The organism is Pseudomonas sp. zfem003 (assembly GCF_032621675.1).
Classification (GTDB): domain Bacteria; phylum Pseudomonadota; class Gammaproteobacteria; order Pseudomonadales; family Pseudomonadaceae; genus Metapseudomonas; species Metapseudomonas otitidis.
Genome location: NZ_JAVYJG010000015.1, coordinates 51,502 through 72,754 on the forward strand (window position 1 = coordinate 51,502; position 21,253 = coordinate 72,754).

Consider the following 21,253-nt stretch of genomic DNA (forward strand, 5'->3'; position numbering starts at 1 on the left):
CCTCAGATAAAGTCAGGCGAAACGGCTGTTCCGGCCACTGGCCATCAGGCATCATCGCCCTCGTTCCTGGTTTCTCGTGTGTTTCCATCGGTGCCCATCGTGTTGAAGAAGATCGCTGTGTCGGACCTGCGTCCGGGCATGTACGTTCAGGAACTCTGCGGCTCATGGATGGACCACCCCTTCTGGAAGAGCAGCTTTCTGCTGAAGTCCCAGAAGGATCTGGCGCGCATTCTCGACAGCGCCGTCACCGAAGTCTGGATCGACACCTCCAAGGGCCTCGACCTCGCCCCGGACCAGGCTGCTGCCCAGGTCACGGCCGAGCAGGCCAACGAAGAGGCCGACGCCCAGCTGCTGGCCGCCAACCACCCCGACAACGCCGCCGCGCGCCCCGTCAGCCTGGAAGACGAAGTGGCCCGGGCCGTGGCGCTGTGCGAGCGCTCCCGCGCCGCCGTCATGGCCATGTTCAAGGACGCCCGGCTCGGCCAGGTGGTGGAGCTGAGCCAGGCCGACGGGCTGGTGGAGGAAATCTCCGCCTCGGTGCTGCGCCACCCCAACGCCCTCATCAGCCTCGCGCGGCTGAAGAACTCCGACGAATACACCTACATGCACTCGGTGGCCGTCTGCGCCCTGATGATCGCCCTGGCCCGCCAGCTCGGCCTGCCCGAGCCCCAGGTGCGCGAGGCCGGGCTCGCCGGGCTGCTCCACGACATCGGCAAGATGGCCGTGCCCAACGCCGTGCTGAACAAGCCCGGCAAGCTCACCGACAGCGAGTTCGCCACCATGCGCGGCCACCCCATGGCCGGCGCACGCATCCTGCTGGAGAGCCATCAGGTCAGCGCGCTGGTGCTGGACGTGTGCCTGCACCACCACGAGAAGTTCGACGGCAGCGGCTACCCCCATCACCTGGCCGGCGAGCAGATCAGCCTGCTGGCGCGGATGGGCGCGGTGTGCGACGTGTACGACGCCATCACCTCCGACCGCCCCTACAAGAAGGGCTGGGACCCGGCCGAATCCCTGCACAAGATGGCCGAGTGGACCAAGGGCCACTTCGACCCCAAGGTCTTCCAGGCCTTCGTCAAATGCGTCGGCATCTACCCCACCGGCTCCCTGGTGCGCCTGGAGAGTGGGCGCCTCGGCGTGGTGCTGGAGCAGGGCAGTGGCTCCCTGCTGATGCCCAAAGTGCGGGTGTTCTTCTCCGCACGCTCCAAGGTGCCGATCCCCCAGGAGGTGATCGACCTCGCCACCATGCAGGGCCGCGACCGCATCGTCGCCCGCGAATCCCCCGAGGACTGGGGCTTCCGCAACCTCGAGGAACTCTGGGGCGGGGTGCGCCTGAAGAAGGTGGGCGGGTAGACTGCGCGGCACCGCCGAACCAAAGGCCCGTCGTGCCGGTCCCAGAACCTGCCGGCGCACGTGCCCCGTCGACAGAACCGCCCACCGCGCCCCACGCCGAGGAGACCGACTTGAAACCCTTGCTCGCCCTGCTGACCCTGCTCGCCCTGCCGGTATTCGCCGCCGAGGAGCCTGACCTCTACGGCCGCTACGAATACATCCGTCTGCCCGAGATCGGCCAGACCCTCAAGGCCAAGATGGACACCGGCGCCCTCACCGCCTCCCTCTCGGCCAAGGACATCGAGCGCTTCAAGCGCGACGGCGAGGAGTGGGTTCGCTTCCGCCTGGCCACCAAGGACGCCGACGACACCCTCTACGAACACCGCCTGGCGCGCATCAGCAAGATCAAGACCCGCGCCGAGGAAGCCGGCGATGAAGAGGACGACGAGCGCGAGAAGGCCGACCCGTCCAAGCGCCCGGTCATCGAACTGGAAATGTGCCTGGGCGATACCAAGCGCACCGTCGAGGTCAACCTCACCGACCGCAGCAGCTTCAACTACCCGCTGCTGATCGGCGCCAAGGCGCTGCGCGAATTCCGCGCCGCCATCTACCCCGGCCGCAAGTACACCGCCGGCAAGCCGCAGTGCTGAACCGTCGGCCCGGGCGGGATTGACGCCGCCCGGGCCCGACGGCACCCTGCCGGCTTTCCCGCCGCCTCGCACGGACGCCATGCCCAGCATCCTCATCGTCGAAGACGAAGCCGCCATCGCCGACACCCTCGTCTACGCCCTGCAATCCGAAGGCTTCACCGTCACCTGGCTCAGCCTGGCGGGCGAGGCCCTGGAGCGCCTGGCCCACGAGCCCTTCGACCTGGTCATCCTCGACGTCGGCCTGCCCGACATCAGCGGCTTCGAAGCCTGCCGCCGGCTGCGGCGCTTCTCCGAAGTGCCGGTGATCTTCCTCACCGCCCGCGATGCCGAGATCGACCGCGTGGTGGGCCTGGAGATCGGCGCCGACGACTACGTGGTCAAGCCCTTCAGCCCTCGCGAAGTGGCCGCCCGGGTCCGCGCCATCCTCAAACGCATGGCCCCCCGCGAGCCGGCCCCGGCCGCCCCCGCAGCTCCTGCCGGCGACGGCCCCTTCCAGGTGGACCTGGAGCGCTTCCGCATCCACTACCACGGCCAGTTGCTGGCCTTGACCCGCCACGAATTCCGCCTGCTGCAGCACCTGCTCGGCCAGCCGGAGCGGGTGTTCAGCCGCGAGCAACTGCTCGACGCCCTCGGCGTGGCCAGCGACGCCGGCTACGAGCGCAGCATCGACAGCCACATCAAGAGCCTGCGCGCCAAGCTGCGCCAGGTCGCCGATGCCGAGCCGATCCAGACCCACCGCGGGCTCGGCTACAGCTACGACCCCCGCGCCTGAACCCGCCCGCGCCCCGAGGACCTGCCATGCCACTGGGCATCCGAATCTTCTTGGTCTACTTCCTCTTCGTCGGCTTGGCCGGTTACTTCGTGCTCAGCACCGTGATGGACGAGATCCGCCCCGGTGTGCGCCAGTCCACCGAGGAAACCCTGGTGGACACCGCCAACCTGCTGGCCGAGATCCTCCGCGACCCGGTGCGCGACGGCACCCTCACCCAGAGCAACCTGCCCGAGCTGCTCAAGGCCTACGGCAAGCGCCAGCCCGGCGCCGAGATCTGGGGCGTGCGCAAGACCGAGGTCAACCACCGCATCTACGTTACCGACGGCACCGGCCGCGTCCTGCTGGACTCCACCGGCCAGGCCGTGGGCCAGGACTACTCCGGCTGGAACGACGTCCTGCTGACCCTGCGCGGCCAGTACGGCGCCCGTTCCACCCGTGAAGACCCGGCCGATCCCGACTCCTCGGTGATGTACGTGGCGGCGCCGATCCGTGCCGACGGGAAGATCATCGGCGTGGTCTCGGTGGCCAAGCCCAACCGCTCGCTGCAGCCCTACATCTACCGCTCCCAGGTGCGCCTGGCCTGGCTCGGCGCCGGCCTCATCGTCCTCGGGCTGCTGATCGGCGGCCTGCTCTCCTGGTGGCTCAGCGGCTCCCTGCGGCGCCTGACCCGCTATGCCCAGGCCGTCAGCGAAGGGCAGCGGGCCGAACTTCCCAGCCTCAGCGGCGGCGAACTGACTAAGCTGGCCCGCGCCGTGGAGCGCATGCGCACCGAGCTGGAGGGCAAGGCCTACGTCGAGCGCTACGTGCACACCCTGACCCATGAACTGAAGAGCCCCTTGGCAGCCATCCGGGGCGCCGCCGAATTGCTGGAGGGCGACATGCCCGCCGAGCAGCGGCAGCGCTTCGTCGCCAACATCGCCGGCGAGGGCGCGCGCCTGCAGCAACTGATCGAACGCCTGCTGTACCTGGCCCAGGTCGAGCAGCGCCAGGGCCTGGAGGAGCGCGTCAGCGTGCCGGTGGCGCCGATGGTGGATGAGCTGGTGCAGGCCCAGGCGGCGCGCATCGAATCCGCCGGCCTGCTCGTCGAAGACGCCATCGGCGACGACGTGGAGGTGAAGGGGGAGCGCTTCCTGCTGCGCCAGGCCCTGGCCAACCTGCTGGACAACGCCCTGGACTTCACGCCCCCCGGCGGCCTCATCCGCTTCGCCGCCGAGCGCGAGGGCAGCCACTGGACGCTGTGCCTGTTCAACCAGGGCGACGCCATCCCCGACTACGCCCTGGCCCGCCTCACCGAACGCTTCTACTCCCTGCCGCGCCCCGGCAGCGGGCGCAAGAGCACCGGCCTCGGCCTCAACTTCGTGCAGGAAGTGGCCAACCTGCACGGCGGCGCCCTGCGGGTGGAAAACCGCGACGGCGGCGTCGAAGTCCGCCTGCGGCTGCCCGCTGTCTGAACGCCTGTGCACCATACTGGTGCCGAGTAGCGCCCCGTATCGACGCGATGTACCGCGTACCAGGGCCCGCCCCCGCGTGGTGGGTCGATGGAGCGCGACCCACCCTACGACCGCGCTGCGCTCAACCTGTGTGGGGGGCGCTTTCCCATCCACCGAAGGACCGTTCGGAACCTCCCGTCGCGTGGGAAGCAGCTGGCAGATTTCTTGCTCGACACCCCCTCGGAACCGGCACCCGCTGCCGCCCTTTGCGGGCGCCCACAATTGACTATTCTCAGTTCGCCGCCGTGATGGAACGCGGTGCACACGACCACGAGAAAACCGGGAGCAGCCGATGAAGACCGTTGCCGAAATACTGCGGGGCAAAGCCCACACGACGATCTACCGCGTGGACCCCACCACCACCGTGCTGGAAGCGGCCGAGCTGATGGCCGAGAAGGGCATCGGCGCCGTGCTGGTGATGGAGCGCGACGAACTGGTGGGCATCGTCACCGAGCGCGACTACGTGCGCCGGGTGGCCGCCAAGGACCGCTCCTCCTACGGCACCGAGGTGCAGGAGATCATGACCTCCAACCTCTACGTGGTCGGCCCGAAGGACAGCAACCAGTTCTGCATGCAGCTGATGACCGAGAAGAACCTGCGCCACCTGCCGGTGCTGGATGAAGGCAAGGTGATCGGCCTGCTGTCGATCCGCGACCTGGTGCGTGACATCACTGCCGAGCAGGAAAGCCTGATCCAGCACCTGGAGCAGTACATCCGCGGGTCGTGCTGACCGCCCTGCTCCCGTAGGGTGGGCTTCAGCCCACCGTCAGCCCAGCGTTTCGCTCAGGGTGATCGGCCTGCGGGATCGCGCAGCGATCCCGGCTCTTCACCCAATTCCCACACAAACTCCACATTCCCCCCATAGCCCCACCCCAGGCGCGCTCCAGACTTTCCTCATCGAACACATGAGGAGAGTCCGAGATGACCCGAACCCTGGGCTTCAAGCTGGGCGCCATCGCCCTGCTGATCCTGCTGCTGCTGATCCCGCTGCTGATGATCGACGGCCTGATCGACGAGCGTCAGATGGCCCGCGACAGCGTGCAGGCCAACATCGCGCAGAGTTCCAGCTACGCCCAGCAGGTGACCGGCCCGCTGCTGGTGGTGCCGTTCCGCCGCACCGTGCGCGAGTGGAAGACCCACGAGAAGACCGGCCAGCGCTACCTGGATGAGCGCGAGCAGCGCGGCCGGCTGTTCTTCCTGCCCGAGCGCTTCCACCTGCAGGGCGACGTCGACACCCAGTTGCTGACCCGTGGCATCTACCAGGCCCGGCTGTACAAGAGCGACAGCCGCATCAGCGGTGAATTCGCCGTGCCGGCGCATTTCGGCATCGAGGAAGGGCTGGAGGACTACCAGTTCGAGACCCCGTTCCTGGCGGTGGGCATCAGCGACATCCGTGGCATCAACAACGCTCTCAAGCTGGAACTGAACGGCCGCAGCCTGGACTTCCAGCCCGGCAGCGGCGACCCGATCCTGGCCAGCGGCGTGCATGTACCGCTGCCCCACCTGGCCAGCGGCGAGGCCCAGACCCTCAACTACGGCTTCACCCTCAACCTGCAGGGCACCGAATCGCTGCACATCACCCCGGTGGGGCGTGACAGCCAGGTGGAGCTGAAGTCGCCCTGGCCGCACCCCAGCTTCGTCGGCGAGTTCCTCCCCGCCGAGCGCGAGGTGCGCGAGGACGGCTTCACCGCCCGCTGGCAGACCAGCTTCTTCGCCACCGACCTGCAGCAGGCCCTGGCCGACTGTGCCTATGAGGACCGCTGCCAGGCCTTCAACAGCCGGGTGTTCGGGGTCAGCTTCGTCGACCCGGTGGACCAGTACCTGAAGAGCGACCGCGCCATCAAGTACGCCCTGCTGTTCATCTGCCTGACCTTCGCCGGATTCTTCCTGGTGGAAGTGCTCAAGCGCATCAACGTCCACCCCGTGCAGTACGGCCTGGTGGGCCTGGCCCTGGCGTTTTTCTACCTGCTGCTGCTGTCGCTCTCCGAGCACCTGGCGTTCGGCCTGGCCTATGCGCTGTCCGCCTCGGCCTGCGTGCTGCTGGTGGGCATCTACGTCAGCAGCGTGCTGCACAGCTGGGTGCGCGGTGGCGGCTTCACCGCCGGCCTCGCCGCGCTGTACGGGATGCTCTACGGCCTGCTCAGCGCCGAGGACTACGCCCTGCTGATGGGCTCGCTGCTGGTGTTCGGCCTGCTGGCCTGCGTGATGGTGCTGACCCGCAAGCTCGACTGGTACGCCGTTGGCCGCCCCGCCGCCCCGTTCCAAGCCCAAACCCAGGCCCCAGCCCAGGCCTGAGCCCAGGCAGATCCCCAACCCCCGGCGCGGCACCCCGCCGCGCCGCCTACTGAAGGAAGACCCACCATGCGCGCACTGTTCCAGTTCTCCGCCTGCTTCGCCCTCGGGCTGGTGATCTCGGTGTTCATCCTCGGCGGCCTGATGTTCGCCAACGGCTTCGGCGTCATCGAGATCTGGCTGCTGACCGGCAAGCCCCTGGCCAGCCTGGCCCTCACCGTCATCCCGGACGGCTTCTGGCACGCCCTCACCGGCGTGATGGAGGCCCGCACCAACCCCACCGTCAACTCCTTCCTGCAGATGTGCGCCGCGCTGGCCCAGGTCGCACTGGTGCTGGGCTACGGGCTGTTCCGCTTCTGGTACCGCCGCGATGACGACGAAGAGGAGGCCTGCGATGGGACCGCTCACTGAGGAACGCCGGCAGGCCCGGCTGCTCGCCGCACGCATCGCCCTGCATTTCCCCGGCTACCAGGTGGCCCCGGAAGGCGTGACCGGGGTGCGGCAGCCGGCCCGGCGGCAAGGGGGCGAGCCGCAGCCCCAGCCGGGCAGGTGAAGGTGCGATGTGTCGGGATTGTAGGGAATCGGTATCAGATGGCTATCAATATCAAATGCAAATAAATATCATCTGCGCCCTTTCCCCACGATCCGGACGCCGATCATGCACCACCCTGCCCATCCCTCCACCCTTTCCCGCATTGCCCTGGGCCTGGCCGCCACCCTGATGGCACCGCTGGCCCTCGCAGCCGGAGCGTCCACCGAACTGCCGGCCATCGAAGTGGAGGGCAAGGGCAGCCAGGACACCCGCACCCGCGAGGTCTCCACCGCCACCCGCACCGCCACGCCGGTGCGCTACGTGCCCCAGGCCATCGACTCGGTACGCACCCAGGACGCCCTCAACTACGGCGCCACCCGCATCGGCCAGGTGCTCAGCGGCCTGCCCAACGTCAGCGACGCCAGCGACACCCGCTTCGACGGCCTGCGCATCCGTGGCTTCGACGCCAGCAACGACTTCTACCTCGACGGCCTGCGCGACGACAGCCAGTACACCCGCGACCTGCACAACATCGAGCGCATCGACGTGCTCAAGGGCCCGGCCGCCGTGCTCTACGGGCGTGGCAGCCAGGGTGGCCTGGTCAACCGCATCAGCAAGCAGCCCCAGGCCGGCCTCGGCTCCTCCATCGAGGCGCAACTGGGCAGCCAGGACTACCGCAGCCTGTACGCCGACCTCAGCGCCGACGCCAGCGACGACATCGCCCTGCGCCTGAACCTCGGCGAGCAGGACGCCAACAGCTTCCGCAAGGGCATCGACTCCAGTCGGCAGCTGTTCGCCCCGGCCATGAGCTGGCAGCTCAGCCCCGACCTCAACTGGCTGGTGCAGTACGAGTACAGCCGCCACAACCGCACCCCGGACCGTGGCATCCCCGGCCTCAACGGCCGCCCCGCCGACGTCGGCCGCGACACCACCTACGGCGACCCGCAGCGCGACTACATCGACGACAAGGCTCAGTCCCTGCGCTCGCGCCTCACCTACGACATCAGCCCCGACTGGCAACTGCGCCAGACCCTCGGGCTGTTCATGCTCGACAGCCGCTTCGACAACACCTACGTCACCAGCGTCAACGCCGCCGCCCGCACCGTCGGCCGCGCCCGCTGGCAGCAGGACCTGACCACCCGCAACCTGTTCAACAGCGTCGAGCTGGAAGGGCTGGTGATGACCGGCGACATCGAGCACCGCCTGCTCACCGGCGTCGAACTGGGCAGCCAGCAGCGCAATCCGAAGCTCTACACCAACGCCACCGGCGCGGCCAACGCCGTGCCGGCCCTCGGCATCTTCGACCCCGACACCGGCCGCCAGCACACCGGCCGCATGGTCGCCAGCAGCGATGCCCAACACCACATCGACAGCCGCGCGCTCTACCTGCAGGACCAGGTGCGCCTGGACGAGCACTGGCAGGTGCTGCTCGGCCTGCGCTACGACCACTTCGAGGTGGACTCCGAGAACCGCCTCAACGGCCGCCGCGAACGCCGCGTGGACGACAGCCTCAGCCCCCGCGTCGGGCTGGTCTGGACGCCCGTGCCGGAGCATTCCTTCTACGCCTCGTTCAGCAAGAGCTACGCCCCGGTGGGGGGCGGGCTGATCGGCATCACCGCCGGTGCAGCGGGCAACACCAACGCCCTCGACCCGGAACTGACCCGGCAGAAGGAAGTGGGGGTGAAGAGTGACTGGCTCGACGACCGCCTCAGCACCACCTTCGCGCTGTACGAGATCGAGCTGTACAACCGCCGCACCAGCGACCCTAACAACCCCGGCAACGTGCTGCTTTCCGGCCTGCAGCGCTCCCGGGGCGCCGAGCTGACCGCCACCGGGCGGCTGTACGGCAACTGGGTGGTACGCGGCGGCATCGGCCTGCAGGACGCCACCATCGTCAAGGACAACAACGGCTTCGAAGGCAAGCGCATCGGCAACGTCGCCAAGCGCAACGGCAGCCTGTTCATCGGCTGGCAGCCCGAGCAGGGCTTCTACGGCGAGACTGGCGTGACCCTGGTGGGCGACCGCTACGCCGACAACGCCAACACCGTGGTGCTGCCCGGCTACGGCCGCTGGGACGCGCTGCTGGGCTACCGGGTCGAGCACTGGGACCTGCACGCCGCCCTCACCAACCTGACCGACAAGACCTACTACAGCACCGCCACCAGTGCCGTGCAGATCATGCCCGGCGACCCCCGCACCCTGATGACCACCCTGGCGTACCGGTTCTGATGCGCCCGGTGCCCAGGTCCCCGGACTGAAGTCCGGGCTACGAAAAGCGCTGGGGCCGAGCGTGGGGTGGATGGGACGCCATCCACACCACGCCCCGACGCGATGCGGTTCGTGGCCTCACCGCATCCTACGAGGGCCGTAGCCGTTCAAGACGAGCGGTGGATCGTGCTTCACCGATCCACCGTTCGCGGCCATGCCGAGCGCCCACGGTGGCTGGAAAACACTACGCACGAAGCCGCGATGTGCCGTTTTGTGGGAGCGAATTCATTCGCGATGGGGCCGGAATATCGGCACCGTTCCCGGGCTGAAGCTGGGGCTACGGATCGTGCCGTGCGCGCTTACTCCTTGATCACCACCAGCCGGTCGCGGTTGGATTCGGCGCCCCAGACTTCGCCGATGCGTCCGGCCAGGTGCAGGACGCGGGCGTCGGCCTGGTCGCTGGGGAAGCGGGTGAAGCGCTGGCTGAAGGGGTTGAAGCGCAGGATGGCGTTGCTGTGGAAGTCGCTCAGCCAGAGCCGGTCCTGCTCGTCGACGTACAGCGCATGGGCCTCGGCGTCGGCGCTGGGCAGCGCCCAGTGGGTCCAGGCCTTGGCCAGGGGGTCGTAGCGGCTGAGCTGGCCGCTGCCGCGCTCGCTGACCCACAGGGTGCCCTTGGCGTCGCTCCAGATCCGCTGCGGGCCTTCGCCGCCGCCGGGGCTGTCGATCACCTCGGCTTCGCCGCTGGTGCGGTCGATGCGGGCGATGTGGCGGCCGTCGCGGCTGGCGTACCAGACCTCGCCGTTGGGCGTGACGGTGATGCCGTAGGGGCCGGCGCCGCGCGGAGCGGGCCAGGTCTTCAGGTCGCCGTTGCGTGGGTCGAGGCGGCCGTAGAAGCCGTTCTGACCGGTGAACCAGAGCAACCCGTCCCGATCGAAGGCGGCGGCCACCAGCCCGGCGTCGCCGAGCTGGCCGGGCAGCGGGTAGCGCTTGAGCGTGGGGCCGGTGGGGTCGACACGCACCAGGGCGTTGAGGCCAGCATCGGTGATCCACGCCGCGCCGTCCTCGGCCACCACCACGCCCCGGGGGCTGGAGCCGGCGCCGAGGGCCATGGGCTGGCTCTGCCCGGTGAGCGGGTCCAGCAGCCCCACCAAGCCCAGGGCGGGGGCGGTGTACCAGACCCGGCCGTCGGTGGCCGGGGCCACGTCACGGGGGGCGCTGCCCGGCGGCAGCGGGTAGTAGTGGACCTCGGCGGCGAAGCCGGGCAGGGCGAGCAGGGTGGCGATCAGGCCGGCGGCCAGGGCGCGGATCATGGCGACCTCCAGTCAGGAATATCTCCTTATGGACGCCTGCCCGCGCCGAGGGTTCGCCCGCCCGGCTCAGCGGCGCCGCAGGAAGGGCCGCACGCCGAGGGCGACCGGGATGCCCAGGCCGACCCAGGCCAGGGCGTCCCAGATGCCGTCGCCGAGCAGCGCGCCCACCAGGCCGATGGCGGTCAGCGCGGCCAGCAGCGCGGGCACGGCGAAGATGCGCGTCAGGTTCATGCCGTGGCCTCCCGCCGGCGTGCCGGGGCGCGTCGGCGTGCCCACCACAGGTAGAGCCCGCTGCCGAGGACGATGAGGGTCAGCACATCGAGCGCCGCCCATAGCAGTTGCATGGGCCGGCCGCCGTAGTCGCCGAAGTGCAGCGGTTGCGACATGGCCAGGGCGTCCATGTACCAGGGGCGCTCGCCGATGGCGGTGACGGCCAGGGTGCGCGCGTCGATCAGCACCGGCGTCCACAGGTGCGAGGTGAGGTGGCTGCTGCCCTTCATGAACACCGAGTAATGGTGCTCGCTCGAGAAGCGCGTGCCGGGGAAGGCGATGAAGTCCGCCGCCATGCCCGGCGTCGCCTTCGCGGCGATCTCCAGCAGGCGCGTGGCCGGGGCGCGGTCGGTGAGCGGCGGGGCGTCGCGGTAGGGCTCGACCATGGCGGCCAGGCTTTCGTTGCGCCAGGCGGCGATCACCAGGTCGGCGCAGGCGCTGATCACCCCGGTGACGCCCACCACCAGGGCCCAGGTGAGGGAGACGATGCCGATCAGGTTGTGCAGGTCCAGCCAGCGGGTGCGGGGGGAGCGCTCGTGGCGCACGGTGCCGAACTCCAGGCGGCGCATGAAGGGGGCGTAGAGCACCACGCCGGAGATGATCGCCACCATGAACAACAGGCCCATGAAGGCCAGCAGCAGCTTGCCCGGCAGCCCGGCGAACAGGTCCACGTGCAGGCGCAGCATCGTCATCATGAAGCCGCCGTTGGCCGAGGGCATGGCCACCGGCTCGCCGCTGCGGGCGTCGAGCATGAAGGTGTGGGAGGCGTTGGGTTCGGTGCCGGCGGTGGCGGCGGTGATGGCTACCACGCCGTTGGGCTGGTCGTCCTCCCAGCCGAGGTACTGCACTACCTCGCCGGGGCGGTGGGCTTCGGCGGCCTGCACCAGCTGCTGCAGGTCGAGGCGCGGCGTATCGGCCGGCATCTCGCGCAGCACCGGGGCGTCGCCCAGCAGGTGGTCGATCTCGTGGTGGAAGATCAGCGGCAGGCCGGTCAGTGCCAGGAGCAGCAGGAAGGCCGTGCAGATCAGGCTGGTCCAGGTGTGGACGAAGGACCAGCGGCGGAGGGTGGTGGTTTTCATGGCGATCTCCGGCTGTCACGGCCGCGGGCAGCGGCCGTGACCAGGGCTCAGAACTCCAGCTGGGCGGAGAAGGTCAGGGTGCGCGGGGCGCCCAGGTAGTTGCTGGTCAGCCAGTACGCCTTGTCGGTGAGGTTGCTGACGTTGGCCCGCAGGGTGAGGGCCTGGTCGTCGTCCAGGCGGATGCGGTAGCGGCCGCCGGCGTCGAAGGTGGTGAAGGACGGCAGGCTGTGGACGTTGGCCTCGTCCGCGTACTGCTTGCCGGTGTAGTAGGCGCCACCGGTGACGGCCAGGCCCGGCAGGGCGCCGAGTTCGTATTCGGCGTAGAGCTTGGCCATCTGGGTGGCGACGTTGGTGGGGCGGTTGCCCTCGTTGGCGGCGACGCTGGTCTTCTTCACCACCGGGTCGAGCAGGGTGAGGCCGCCAATCACCGTCAACTCGGGCAGCACCTTGCCGGTGACGGTGAACTCCAGGCCGTTGTTCTCCTGGCGGCCGTCCTGCACGTAGACGCGGTTGCCGTTGGTGTAGGCGTTGGGCTTGTCGATGTTGAACAGGGCGAGGGTCAGCAGGGTGTCACCCAGTTCGGCCTTGGCGCCGATCTCGTACTGCTCGCTGACCAGCGGGGCCATCGCCTGGCCGACGTTGAGGCTGCCGGACGGGGCGATGCCGCCGGCCTGCAGGCCCTCGATGTAGGTGGCGTAGGTGGTCAGCCAGGGCTGCGGTTTGTAGATCAGCGAGACGTTGGGGGAGGTTTCGCTCTCGGCGTAGTTCGTCTGGGTGCGGGGGAAGAACGCCGGCATGGCGACGGCCCAGACGAAGTTGTCGTTGAAGGTGCGGATGCGCGTGCGGGTGAGGCCGAGCACGGTGGACCATTGTTCGTTGAAGGTGATGACGTCGCCCACCAGCAGGTTGTCCGACTGGGTGCGCGACGAGAGCATCTGGTCGCCGTGGCCGACCGAGTAGTTGGGCTTGCCCACCTGCGGGCCCTGGCCGATGGGCACGCTGCCGACCACCGAGCCGTACTGGTAGGCGGTGTCGATGTAGTCGGTGTAGTTGCGCTCGCGGGCGATGTTGCCCTGGTAGCCGACGGTGGCCTTGTGCTGCAGGGTGCCGGTGCTGAACTCGGCGTCGAGGAACAGGTTGGCGGAGGTTTCCTCCGTCTCCACCGGGGCGAAAGCGTAGAGCGGCTGCTCGTACTGGCCGGCGGCGGTGCCGGCGTTCACCGTGGGGCCGGTGTAGGCGTACTCGGTGACGTACTGGCTGTAGCCCAGGGCGCCGCGCAGGGTGAAGACGTCGTCCAGGCGCCAGTTGAAGCGGCCACCGATGCGGTCGTGGCGGGCATTGTCGTAGGCCCAGCGCTGGCTGTAGAGCCTGTCGTTGTCCAGGTCCTTGGCATCGGGGCGGCGGCCCTGGTCGGCGAAGAACCAGTAGCTGGTCAGGCCGTGGACTTCGCTCTCCTTGTGGGAGGCGTCGAACTGCACCAGCAGGTCGTCGCTGACGTTCCAGTCCAGCGCCAGGCTGATCATCTGGCGGCGCTTGTGCTGCAGGTCGATGGCGGTCTCGCCGTCCTGGGTGAGCAGGTTGACGCGATAGGCGAACACGCCTGCGTCGTCGATGGGGCCGCCGAAGTCGCCGTGCAGGTAGTAGTTGTCGCCGCCGGCATTGCCCAGGGTGACGCTGTTGTAGCGCGTGTAGGTGGGGCGCTTGAGCACGTAGTTGACCAGGCCGCCGGGGCTGGCCGGGCCGTAGAGGAAGCCGGCGAGGCCGGTGAGCACTTCGATGCGCTCCATTTCCTCGACGAAGTTGCCGCCGTCGTAGCCGTTGGAGAAGCGCAGGCCGTCGTTGGCCAGGTTGAGGCTGCCGGCGCCGCCGAAGCCGCGCATGCTCACGGCGCTGGCGTAGCCGGCATCACCGGGGGAGGTGAACTGGGTGGCGGGGTTGAGCTTGAACACCTGGTCCATGGAGGTGGCCTGGATGTTCTGCAGGAGTTCCCTGGGCACCACGCTGATGGAGTAAGGCGCGTCCTTGAGGGCCATGCCGCCGAGGGCGCCGACGTTCTTCACCGCCTCGGTGCGGTAGCCCGCTTCGGCGCTGCCGTCCTGCTGGCTGCTGCGACCTTCCACGTTGACGTCGGGCAGGGCCAGGCTGCTGGCATCAAGGGCTTCCAGGCTGAAGGTGCCGGACGGGGTCCGCACCAGTTGCAGGCCGCTGCCGCTGAGCGCGGCGCGCAGGGCAGCCTCGGGGCTGTAGTCGCCCTTCACCGGCTGGGCGGTGCGACCCTGGGTCAGCGCCGGGTCGATGCTCAGCGCCAGGCCGGCCTCGCTGGCGATGCGGGTGAGGGTATTGGCCAGTGGCGCGGGAGCCAGGTCGTAGGGTTGGGCGAAGGCGACCAGGGGCAGGTGGGCCAGGGCGATGGCGGCGGCGAGCAGCGGACGGCGGAACGAGGGGGAGCAGGGCATTACGAACGACTCCTGAACGTAAACAAGTCTCAATGACCTGTTGCCGAAGCAGGATCGAAAAGTGATAGGCCCGGTGCGAAAAATTTTCACGGCATCGCGCGTGGGCACGTCAGGCATCCTGCCGGGCCGCCCCGAGCAGGGGCGGCCGAAGGTCAACGGGGCGCCTTCGGCACCACCTTCACCCACCAGTCGGTGTGCCGCTCGATGCGCACCGGCAGGCTGGGCGGCAGCGCGGCCAGGGCCTGGTCGGTGTCGCCGAGGGGGAAGCTGCCGCTGATGCGCAGGTCGGCCACCGCCGGGTCGACCCCGAGGTAGCCACGGCGGTACTGGCCGAGCTGCTCCAGCAGGTCCGCCAGGCGGACGTTGTCGGCGACCAGCATGCCGCGGCTCCAGGCGTCGGCGCCCACCGGGGCGGCCTCGCTGCGGCCCAGGGCGTCGGCCTGCATCAGCACCTGCTGGCCTTCGCCGATGATGCGTTCGTCCCCGGCCTGCGCGGGGTGTGCGGCGACGGCGGAGCGCAGCACGACCAGGCGGGTGGCCTGGCCTTCGCGGCGCACCAGGAAGCGGGTACCGAGGGCGCGCAGCTCGCCCTGTTCAGTGGCGACCACGAAGGGGCGCGGGTCGCCGTGGGCGGTTTCGACGAGGATCTCGCCGCTGCGCAGGTAGAGCCGCCGCTGCGGGCCGTCGAACTGGATGTCGAGGGCGCTGCGGCTGTTCAGGCGCACCTGGCTGTGGTCCGGCAGTTGCAGCTGGCGCTGCTCGCCGCTGGCGGTCATTTCGTCGGCCAGCCAGTCCCCCAGCGGGCGGTGCTGCTGGGCGAGGAGCAGTCCGAGCACGCCGGCCAGGCACAGGCCGAGCACGCTGCCGCTGCTGCGCAGGCGGCGGCGCGGGGCCTCCAGCAGGGCATGGCGGGCCGGTGCGCTGCTGGCGGCGCCCAGGTGCGCATCCAGGCCGTTGAGCCGCGACCAGGCGAGGGCGTGCTCGGGGCTGGCGGCGTGCCAGAGGTTGAATTCGGCCCGTTCCTGGGCGCTGGCTTCGCCGGAGCCGAGGCACAGCTGCCAGTGGATGGCTTCGTCCAGCACGCGGGCGGACACCGGCGCCGGGTTCATTGCGGCGCTCCGTAGAGGGCGATGTAGCACTGGCGCAGGCCCTGGGCGAGGTACTGGCGCACGCGGGGCACGGAGACGCCCAGGCGCTGGGCGATCTCGGCGTGGCCGAGGCCGTCCAGGCGGTTGTAGAGGAAGGCGGCGCGGGCCTTGGCCGAGAGGCTGCCGAGCAGGCGGTCGATTTCGCGCAGGGATTCGAGCATCAGCGCCTGTTCCTCCAGGCTCGGCTGGGTGGGTTCGGGCAGGTGTTCCAGGGCTTCCAGGTAGGCCCGCTCCAGGGCGCTGCGGCGGAAGTGGTCCACCAGCAGGCCCCGGGCGATGGTGGTGAGCAGGGCGCGGGGTTCGCGCACCTGGCCGAGGTCGGGTTTGCCCAGCAGGCGGACGAAGGTGTCCTGGCTGAGGTCTTCGGCGCGGTGGTGGTTGTCCAGGCTGCGGCGCAGCCAGCCGAGCAGCCAGGCGCGGTGGTCGCGGTACAGGGCACCGGCCAGTTCCTGGTTTGTGGGGTCCACCGACGACACGGCCACCTCCGGCTGAGTACGAATCATGAGCGAGAATGATTCGCAATTATGCCGATGGCGGCGAAGTGCCGCAATTGCAGGCCGTCGGCCGGTCAGAACCCGGGTTGCTGCTGGCGGCGTTGCTGCCGGGCGAGGGCGGCGGACAGTGCGGCGGGGCTGTCCAGCCCCTGGCGGCGGGCGTGGGCGAAGAGGATCAGGGCCATCTCGGCGGTGGCCAGGGCATCGGCGCTGGCGTGATGGCGTTGCTGCACCTGCAGGCCGAAATGCTCGGCCCACTGGTCCAGCCCGCCGTTGCGGATGCCGGCGTCGGGGCAGAGCAGGGGGGCCAGTTCGGCGATGTCGAGGAACGGGTGGCGCAGGCGCAGGCCCAGGTCCTGGCGCAGGGCGCGGGCGAGCATGCGCTGGTCGAAGGGGGCGTGGAAGGCCAGCACCGGGCTGTCGCCCAGGTAGTCCATGAAGTCCAGTAGGGCTTCGGCCGGCGCCAGGCCGGCGGCGGAGACGCTGGGGGCGATGCCGTGGATGAGCACGGCGGGGGAGGTGGCGGCGTTCCGGTACAGGGTCGCTTCGAAGCCCCGTCCGAGGGGAATGGCGCCGGCCTCGATGCTCACCGCGCCAATGGACAGCACCAGGTCGCGGCTCATGTCCAGGCCGCTGGTCTCCAGGTCGAGCACCACGAAGCGCTGCTCGGCCAGGGGCCGGTCGTCCAGCGCCTGGGGCGCGGGCAGGGCGTCGCGGCGCTGCTGCTGGTCGTCTGTCAGGGCCGGGCGCTGGCGCCGGGTGAACCAGGAGAAGGCATTCATAGCTGGTAGCGCAACGCCAGGCTGGCCTGCAGGCGCTGGGCCTGGCGGAAGGACTCGCGGAGGATGCGCCGGTCCAGGTGGTTGAGGCTGTCGGGGTTGAGGTGGTTGGACAGCGGGAGCCCCTGGCGGGCCTGTTGCTGGTGCTGCTGCATGCGGGTCTGCTGTATGAAGTGGTAGGCCTCTTCGAAGGCGGCGCCGTCCTGGGCGTCGATCACTTCGCGCTGCACCAGCTGGCGCAGGCGGTCGAGGGTGTTGCCGCTCTCGATGCCGTTGGCCAGGGCCAGCAGGCGGGCGCCGTCGACGAAGGGGGTGAGGCCCTGGACCTTGAGGTCGAGGGTGTCTTTCTCGGCGCCCTTGCGGGCCACCACGAAGTCGCGGAAGCGCCCCACCGGCGGGCGCTGGCGCAGGGCGTTCTCGGCCATCATGCGCTGGAACAGGCTGTTGTCGGCGACCTGCGCGAGCATCTCGCGGCGCAGCTGGTCGCAGCCGTCGTGCTCGCCCCAGACGGCGCGCAGGTCGAAGTAGATGCTGGAGGCCAGGAGGTTCTCGGGGGTGGCCTCGCGGATGAAGCCGGTAAAGCGCCGGCGCCATTCATTGCGCGACAGGCACAGCTCGGGGTTGCCGGCCATGATCCGCCCTTTGCACAGCTCGAAGCCGCAGGTGGCGAGGGCCTGGTTGATGCGTTCGGCCAGCGGCAGCAGGCGCCCGCGCAGCAGGGCGGCCTCGGCGTCGTCGGCGGCTTCGAAGAGGATGCCGTTGTCCTGGTCGGTGTGCAGGGTCTGTTCGCGGCGCCCTTCGCTGCCGAAGCAGAGCCAGGTGAAGGGCACGCCGGGATCGCCCATCTCTTCCAGGGTCAGTTCGATCACCCGGCACACGGTGTGGTCGTTGAGCAGGGTGATGATGTGGGTGATCTGGGTGGAGCTGGCGCCGTGGGCGAGCATGCTGTCCACCAGGCGGCGGATGTCGGCGCGCAGGGCGGCGAGGGTCTCGACGCGACCGGCATGGCGGATGGTGCGGGCCAGGTGCACCAGGTCGACCCGCTGCAGGGAGAACAGGTCGCGCTCGGAGACCACGCCCTGCAGGCGACCGTCCTCCACCACGCAGACGTGGGCGATGTGGCGCTCGGTCATGGCGATGGCGGCGTCGAAGGCGCTGGCGCCGGGCGGCAGGTGGAAGGGTTGCTGGGTCATCAGCTCGGCGATGGGCTGGTCGAGGTCGGCGCAGGCGTCGGCGATCACCCGGCGCAGGTCGCGCAGGGTGAAGATGCCCACCGGGCGCTCGTCGCCCTGGACGATGACGATGCTGCCCACCTGGCTCTCGTGCATCAGCCGCACCGCTTCGCGCAGGGGCATGTGCGGCGGGCAGGCCACCGGCTGGCGCACGGCCAGCTCCGCCAGACGGGTGTCGAGGGAATACTGGGCGCCGAGGGTTTCCACCGCACGCAGCTGGACCTGCTGGTTGACCTGGTCCAGCAGGCTGCTGACGCCGCGCAGGGCGAAGTCGCGGAAAGGGTTGGAGAGGGCGAACAGCTTGACGAAGCTTGCCTTGTCCAGCAGCAGGCAGAAGGTGTCTTCGCCGGCCAGGTGCTCGGTGCGGGTGGCGCGCTCGCCCAGCAGGGCAGCGAGGGGGAAGCACTCGCCGGTGGCGATCTCGAAGGTGGTTTCGGTGCCGCGCTTGGCCGAATGCGGGCGCTCGCCCACCACCCGGCCCTGCTTGACGATGTAGAAGTGCTCCACCGGCCCGTCGCCGGGCTTGATGATGGAGTCGCCGCGCGCATAGAAGCGCAGCAGGCAGTGCTCCACCAGGAAGGCCAGGTGGGCGCTTTCCATCTGGTTGAAGGGCGGGAACTTCTGCAGGAACTCCATGGTGCCGTGGACGTTCTGCATCACCGCGAGCTTGCCCGCCTGCTCGAAGGCGTTGCCTGTCGTGCTCATGCCGTGCTTCCGCGTGTCTCTTGTTGTCCCGGCATGGTCGTGGCTGGGGGCCCGGGCTGCCCATTGGACGTAAGTATAGGAAGGGGCGGCGACCGTCCGGCGGGCCAAGGGAACTCCGCCGAAGCGGCGTTATCCCACCCTAGTTGGCCGTCCATGAGGTGGGCGGGCCGGGAGTCGGGCATAGGTGACGCGATGAGTTACGGCGATCTGCTCAGTGAAGAAGAACTGCTCGCGCTGGACGAACTGGTGCGCGGCCCGCACCAGGCGTCGGTGCTGCTGGTGGACGGCGATGATGCGCTGTATCCACAGCTGGCCGCTGCGCTGCAGGGGCTCGGCTTGCGCTGCCTGTACGCGCCCGGCCGTGCCGAGGCGCTGGAGCTGCTGGCCTCGCGTTCTTCCATCGGTTTGCTGGTGTGCGCCCTGCACCTGCCGGACGGCAGCGGCCTGGAGCTGGTGCGCCAGGTGCGCCAGTCGGCCCGCGCCAGGCTGCCGGTGGTGATGATGGCAGGCGATGCGACGGTGCAGGATGCGGTGGAGGCCTTGCACCTGAAGGTGCTGGACTTCCTGCTGGGGCCGCCCGACCTGGCCCACCTGACCACCCTGGCGCGCAATGAGCTGGGGACGCCGCCGGAGCCGAAGGTCGTCCGGAGGCGGCCCAGGCCGAAAGAAGCGGCCGTCGAAACCTGCCTCGCCCTGAAGAGCGCCTGAGCCGAGCGGCCCAGGCGTTCTTCGTTCAGTGGTGGACGCTGTCCACCGCGATGGATTCCCCCGAAACCTCCACGAACGGCTGCCGGCGATCGGCGAGCGCGACGTGGATCAGTGCCGCCAGCCCGGCGCCGAAGAACCAGGAGAAGTGCGACAGGCTCTCGAAGGCCGGCAGCAGCGCGAGGACGATGGCGATCAGCGCCGAGGGGGCGAAGGCGGCCAGGGCCCGCAGGTTGATGCCGCGGTGGTAGTGGTAGGCCGCCTCGGGCGCCTCCGAGTACAGCTCCGGCAGGTTCACCCGGCCCCGGCGCACCAGGTAGTAGTCGGCGACGATGATGCCGTACAGCGGGCCGAGCAGGGCGCCCAGGCCGCCGAGGAAGTAGAGGATCACGCCGGGGCTGTTGTAGAGGTGCCAGGGCAGGATCACCACGGCGAGGGTGGCGGCCAGCAGGCCGGCGCGGCGGAAGTTCAGCACGCGCGGGGCCAGGTTGGTGAGCACGTAGGCCGGGGCGACGAAGTTGGCCATGATGTTCACCGCCACGGTGACGATCAGGAAGGCCAGGCAGCCGAGCACCAGCAGCCCGGTGTGGGGGATGGCGGCGACGATGTCGGTGGGGCTCTGGATCAGCGTGCCGTCGAGGCTGAACTGGGCCCCGGCGAGGACCACGGCGATCAGCCCGAACAGCAGCATGTTCACCGGCAGGCCCCAGAAGTTGCCCTGGCTGATGGTGCGGCGGTCCGGGCAGTTCCGCGAGAAGTCGCAGAAGTTGAGGATCATGGTGCCGTACAGGCTCACCCACAGCGCTGCGCCGCTGAACACCTTGAGCCACAGGCCGGCGTCTTCGGCCTGCTGGCCGGTGGACCAGCTGATGCGCAGCCCGGCGCGGACGTACATCCAGCTGGCCAGCGCGGCGACGGTGACCAGGATCACCGGCCCGGCGAAGGATTCGTAGCGCCGCACCATTTCCATGCCGTAGGCGAAGATCAGTAGCTGCACGCACCAGATGCCGAGGAAGGTCAGCCAGCCCAGGGTGGACAGGCCCAGCAGGCTGTCCTGGTCGTAGGCCCGCAACTCCGGCGCCAGGGCGGTGAGCAGCACCCGCAGCACCACCGAGGCGAGGTAGGTCTGGATGCCGAACCAGGCGATGGCGATCACCGCGCGGATCAGCGCCGGCAACTGGGCGCCGTGGATGCCGAAGGCGATGCGACACATCACCGGGTAGGGCAGGCCGGTCTTCTGGCCCATGTAGCCGGAGAGGTTCATCAGGCCGTAGATGAGCAGGGCACCGAGGGCGAAGGCGGCGAGGATCTGCGCGCCGCTCATGCCGAGGGCGAACAGGCCGATGGCGAAGGAGTAGTTGGCGATGTTGTGGACGTCGTTGGTCCACAGCGCGAAGAGGCTGTAGCGCCCCCAGCGGCGCCCCTCGGCCTTGGTGGGGGCGAGGTCGGCGCTGTAGAGCCGGGGGCTGAGGGCGGCTTGCTGGGGTGAGGCGGCGGTGGGCGCGGTGGCGGCACCGGGTGCAGCGGCGACATGGGCGGGGGTTGGGTTCATGGTCGGCTCGGCCTGTATGCACGGTTTGTTTGAGTTGTGTGCAATTGCGAGTTCCATGCCACTTTCCGGGCGTTGGCGCTCATCTGCGTGCTGCGCGTGCTCTCACGCCAGGCGTGGCGAGGGCTGCCGGGAATGGATTGAATTTTCCTTGTCGATCATTGACTTACGAGTCAGATTTGGCGTGCCCAGTCGCGGGGCGCTTTGGGTTTTTTGTACACAAAACTGTGCGCAGGCGTTACGACGTTCT

19 protein-coding genes are annotated in these 21,253 nt (G+C 69.3%); 10 read left to right on the forward strand and 9 right to left on the reverse strand.

Annotated elements, in window-relative coordinates; translation table 11 throughout:
- The first annotated feature begins 138 nt into the window (after positions 1–138).
- The 9 genes from RTK35_RS29320 (at position 139) to RTK35_RS29360 (ending at position 9,297) form a co-directional block, all read left to right on the forward strand.
- Entirely contained in the window at positions 139–1,353 is a 1,215-nt protein-coding gene (locus RTK35_RS29320; protein WP_373323503.1) for an HD-GYP domain-containing protein, read from the forward strand.
- Positions 1,354–1,463: 110 nt separating this feature from the next.
- Positions 1,464–1,982, forward strand: coding sequence for an ATP-dependent zinc protease (locus RTK35_RS29325; protein WP_074967329.1), 519 nt, complete (start codon positions 1,464–1,466; stop codon positions 1,980–1,982).
- 79 nt (positions 1,983–2,061) lie between these two features.
- Positions 2,062–2,754 (forward strand): two-component system response regulator CreB, encoded by a 693-nt coding sequence (creB, locus tag RTK35_RS29330; RefSeq protein ID WP_044409119.1) that lies wholly within the window; start codon positions 2,062–2,064, stop codon positions 2,752–2,754.
- Positions 2,755–2,780: 26 nt separating this feature from the next.
- On the forward strand, positions 2,781–4,205 hold the full coding sequence (gene creC / locus RTK35_RS29335) for a two-component system sensor histidine kinase CreC (protein WP_253121828.1): 1,425 nt from the start codon (positions 2,781–2,783) through the stop codon (positions 4,203–4,205).
- Between the two features lie 331 nt (positions 4,206–4,536).
- Positions 4,537–4,974 (forward strand): CBS domain-containing protein, encoded by a 438-nt coding sequence (locus tag RTK35_RS29340; RefSeq protein WP_044409110.1) that lies wholly within the window; start codon positions 4,537–4,539, stop codon positions 4,972–4,974.
- A gap of 191 nt (positions 4,975–5,165) precedes the next feature.
- Positions 5,166–6,539 (forward strand): cell envelope integrity protein CreD, encoded by a 1,374-nt coding sequence (gene creD, locus RTK35_RS29345; protein ID WP_284547696.1) that lies wholly within the window; start codon positions 5,166–5,168, stop codon positions 6,537–6,539.
- Between the two features lie 66 nt (positions 6,540–6,605).
- Complete coding sequence (locus RTK35_RS29350; RefSeq protein ID WP_044409104.1) at positions 6,606–6,947, forward strand: hypothetical protein; 342 nt, start codon at positions 6,606–6,608, stop codon at positions 6,945–6,947.
- A complete protein-coding gene (locus RTK35_RS29355) occupies positions 6,931–7,089 on the forward strand; it encodes a hypothetical protein (protein ID WP_160158613.1) in 159 nt (52 codons plus the stop codon). Before RTK35_RS29350 ends, RTK35_RS29355 begins: the two co-directional genes overlap by 17 nt.
- Before the next feature lie 105 nt (positions 7,090–7,194).
- A complete protein-coding gene (locus RTK35_RS29360) occupies positions 7,195–9,297 on the forward strand; it encodes a TonB-dependent siderophore receptor (RefSeq protein ID WP_316909625.1) in 2,103 nt (700 codons plus the stop codon).
- A gap of 338 nt (positions 9,298–9,635) precedes the next feature.
- Here RTK35_RS29360 and RTK35_RS29365 read toward each other — a convergent pair whose 3' ends face one another.
- The 8 genes from RTK35_RS29365 to RTK35_RS29400 form a co-directional block, all read right to left on the reverse strand.
- On the reverse strand, positions 9,636–10,586 hold the full coding sequence (locus RTK35_RS29365; RefSeq protein WP_316909626.1) for a lyase: 951 nt from the start codon (positions 10,584–10,586) through the stop codon (positions 9,636–9,638).
- Positions 10,587–10,652: 66 nt separating this feature from the next.
- Positions 10,653–10,817 (reverse strand): hypothetical protein, encoded by a 165-nt coding sequence (locus tag RTK35_RS29370; protein WP_316909627.1) that lies wholly within the window; start codon positions 10,815–10,817, stop codon positions 10,653–10,655.
- A complete protein-coding gene (locus RTK35_RS29375; RefSeq protein WP_316909628.1) occupies positions 10,814–11,935 on the reverse strand; it encodes a PepSY-associated TM helix domain-containing protein in 1,122 nt (373 codons plus the stop codon). The genes RTK35_RS29370 and RTK35_RS29375 overlap by 4 nt, the downstream gene beginning before the upstream one ends.
- Positions 11,936–11,982: 47 nt before the next feature.
- Positions 11,983–14,391, reverse strand: coding sequence for a TonB-dependent receptor (locus tag RTK35_RS29380; RefSeq protein ID WP_222900799.1), 2,409 nt, complete (start codon positions 14,389–14,391; stop codon positions 11,983–11,985).
- 152 nt (positions 14,392–14,543) lie between these two features.
- The gene (locus RTK35_RS29385) at positions 14,544–15,500 is read right to left on the reverse strand and encodes a FecR family protein (protein WP_316909629.1); all 957 of its coding nucleotides are present in this window, start codon (positions 15,498–15,500) and stop codon (positions 14,544–14,546) included.
- Complete coding sequence (locus RTK35_RS29390; protein ID WP_202119494.1) at positions 15,497–16,042, reverse strand: RNA polymerase sigma factor; 546 nt, start codon at positions 16,040–16,042, stop codon at positions 15,497–15,499. Before RTK35_RS29390 ends, RTK35_RS29385 begins: the two co-directional genes overlap by 4 nt.
- Positions 16,043–16,107: 65 nt before the next feature.
- Complete coding sequence (locus RTK35_RS29395) at positions 16,108–16,815, reverse strand: PolC-type DNA polymerase III (RefSeq protein WP_044411866.1); 708 nt, start codon at positions 16,813–16,815, stop codon at positions 16,108–16,110.
- Positions 16,812–18,749, reverse strand: coding sequence for a putative nucleotidyltransferase substrate binding domain-containing protein (locus tag RTK35_RS29400; protein WP_165668229.1), 1,938 nt, complete (start codon positions 18,747–18,749; stop codon positions 16,812–16,814). Before RTK35_RS29400 ends, RTK35_RS29395 begins: the two co-directional genes overlap by 4 nt.
- Before the next feature lie 192 nt (positions 18,750–18,941).
- On the opposite strand from RTK35_RS29400, the gene RTK35_RS29405 reads away from it, so the two are divergent.
- Positions 18,942–19,457, forward strand: a complete 516-nt coding sequence (locus RTK35_RS29405; protein ID WP_301151282.1) for a response regulator — start codon at positions 18,942–18,944, stop codon at positions 19,455–19,457.
- 25 nt (positions 19,458–19,482) lie between these two features.
- Here RTK35_RS29405 and RTK35_RS29410 read toward each other — a convergent pair whose 3' ends face one another.
- Positions 19,483–21,006, reverse strand: coding sequence for an NCS1 family nucleobase:cation symporter-1 (locus tag RTK35_RS29410; protein WP_316909630.1), 1,524 nt, complete (start codon positions 21,004–21,006; stop codon positions 19,483–19,485).
- Positions 21,007–21,253: the final 247 nt, after the last annotated feature.

Bases quoted from the DNA above. Each gene is read 5' to 3' on its own strand.
- RTK35_RS29320 (WP_373323503.1), top strand. From the start codon at position 139: ATGTACGTTCAGGAACTCTGCGGCTCATGGATGGACCACCCCTTCTGG.
- creB (WP_044409119.1), top strand. From the start codon at position 2,062: ATGCCCAGCATCCTCATCGTCGAAGACGAAGCCGCCATCGCCGACACC.
- creC (WP_253121828.1), top strand. From the start codon at position 2,781: ATGCCACTGGGCATCCGAATCTTCTTGGTCTACTTCCTCTTCGTCGGC.
- RTK35_RS29340 (WP_044409110.1), top strand. From the start codon at position 4,537: ATGAAGACCGTTGCCGAAATACTGCGGGGCAAAGCCCACACGACGATC.
- creD (WP_284547696.1), top strand. From the start codon at position 5,166: ATGACCCGAACCCTGGGCTTCAAGCTGGGCGCCATCGCCCTGCTGATC.
- RTK35_RS29350 (WP_044409104.1), top strand. From the start codon at position 6,606: ATGCGCGCACTGTTCCAGTTCTCCGCCTGCTTCGCCCTCGGGCTGGTG.
- RTK35_RS29355 (WP_160158613.1), top strand. From the start codon at position 6,931: ATGGGACCGCTCACTGAGGAACGCCGGCAGGCCCGGCTGCTCGCCGCA.
- RTK35_RS29360 (WP_316909625.1), top strand. From the start codon at position 7,195: ATGCACCACCCTGCCCATCCCTCCACCCTTTCCCGCATTGCCCTGGGC.
- RTK35_RS29365 (WP_316909626.1), bottom strand. From the start codon at position 10,586: ATGATCCGCGCCCTGGCCGCCGGCCTGATCGCCACCCTGCTCGCCCTG.
- RTK35_RS29370 (WP_316909627.1), bottom strand. From the start codon at position 10,817: ATGAACCTGACGCGCATCTTCGCCGTGCCCGCGCTGCTGGCCGCGCTG.
- RTK35_RS29375 (WP_316909628.1), bottom strand. From the start codon at position 11,935: ATGAAAACCACCACCCTCCGCCGCTGGTCCTTCGTCCACACCTGGACC.
- RTK35_RS29380 (WP_222900799.1), bottom strand. From the start codon at position 14,391: ATGCCCTGCTCCCCCTCGTTCCGCCGTCCGCTGCTCGCCGCCGCCATC.
- RTK35_RS29385 (WP_316909629.1), bottom strand. From the start codon at position 15,500: ATGAACCCGGCGCCGGTGTCCGCCCGCGTGCTGGACGAAGCCATCCAC.
- RTK35_RS29390 (WP_202119494.1), bottom strand. From the start codon at position 16,042: ATGATTCGTACTCAGCCGGAGGTGGCCGTGTCGTCGGTGGACCCCACA.
- RTK35_RS29395 (WP_044411866.1), bottom strand. From the start codon at position 16,815: ATGAATGCCTTCTCCTGGTTCACCCGGCGCCAGCGCCCGGCCCTGACA.
- RTK35_RS29400 (WP_165668229.1), bottom strand. From the start codon at position 18,749: ATGAGCACGACAGGCAACGCCTTCGAGCAGGCGGGCAAGCTCGCGGTG.
- RTK35_RS29405 (WP_301151282.1), top strand. From the start codon at position 18,942: ATGAGTTACGGCGATCTGCTCAGTGAAGAAGAACTGCTCGCGCTGGAC.
- RTK35_RS29410 (WP_316909630.1), bottom strand. From the start codon at position 21,006: ATGAACCCAACCCCCGCCCATGTCGCCGCTGCACCCGGTGCCGCCACC.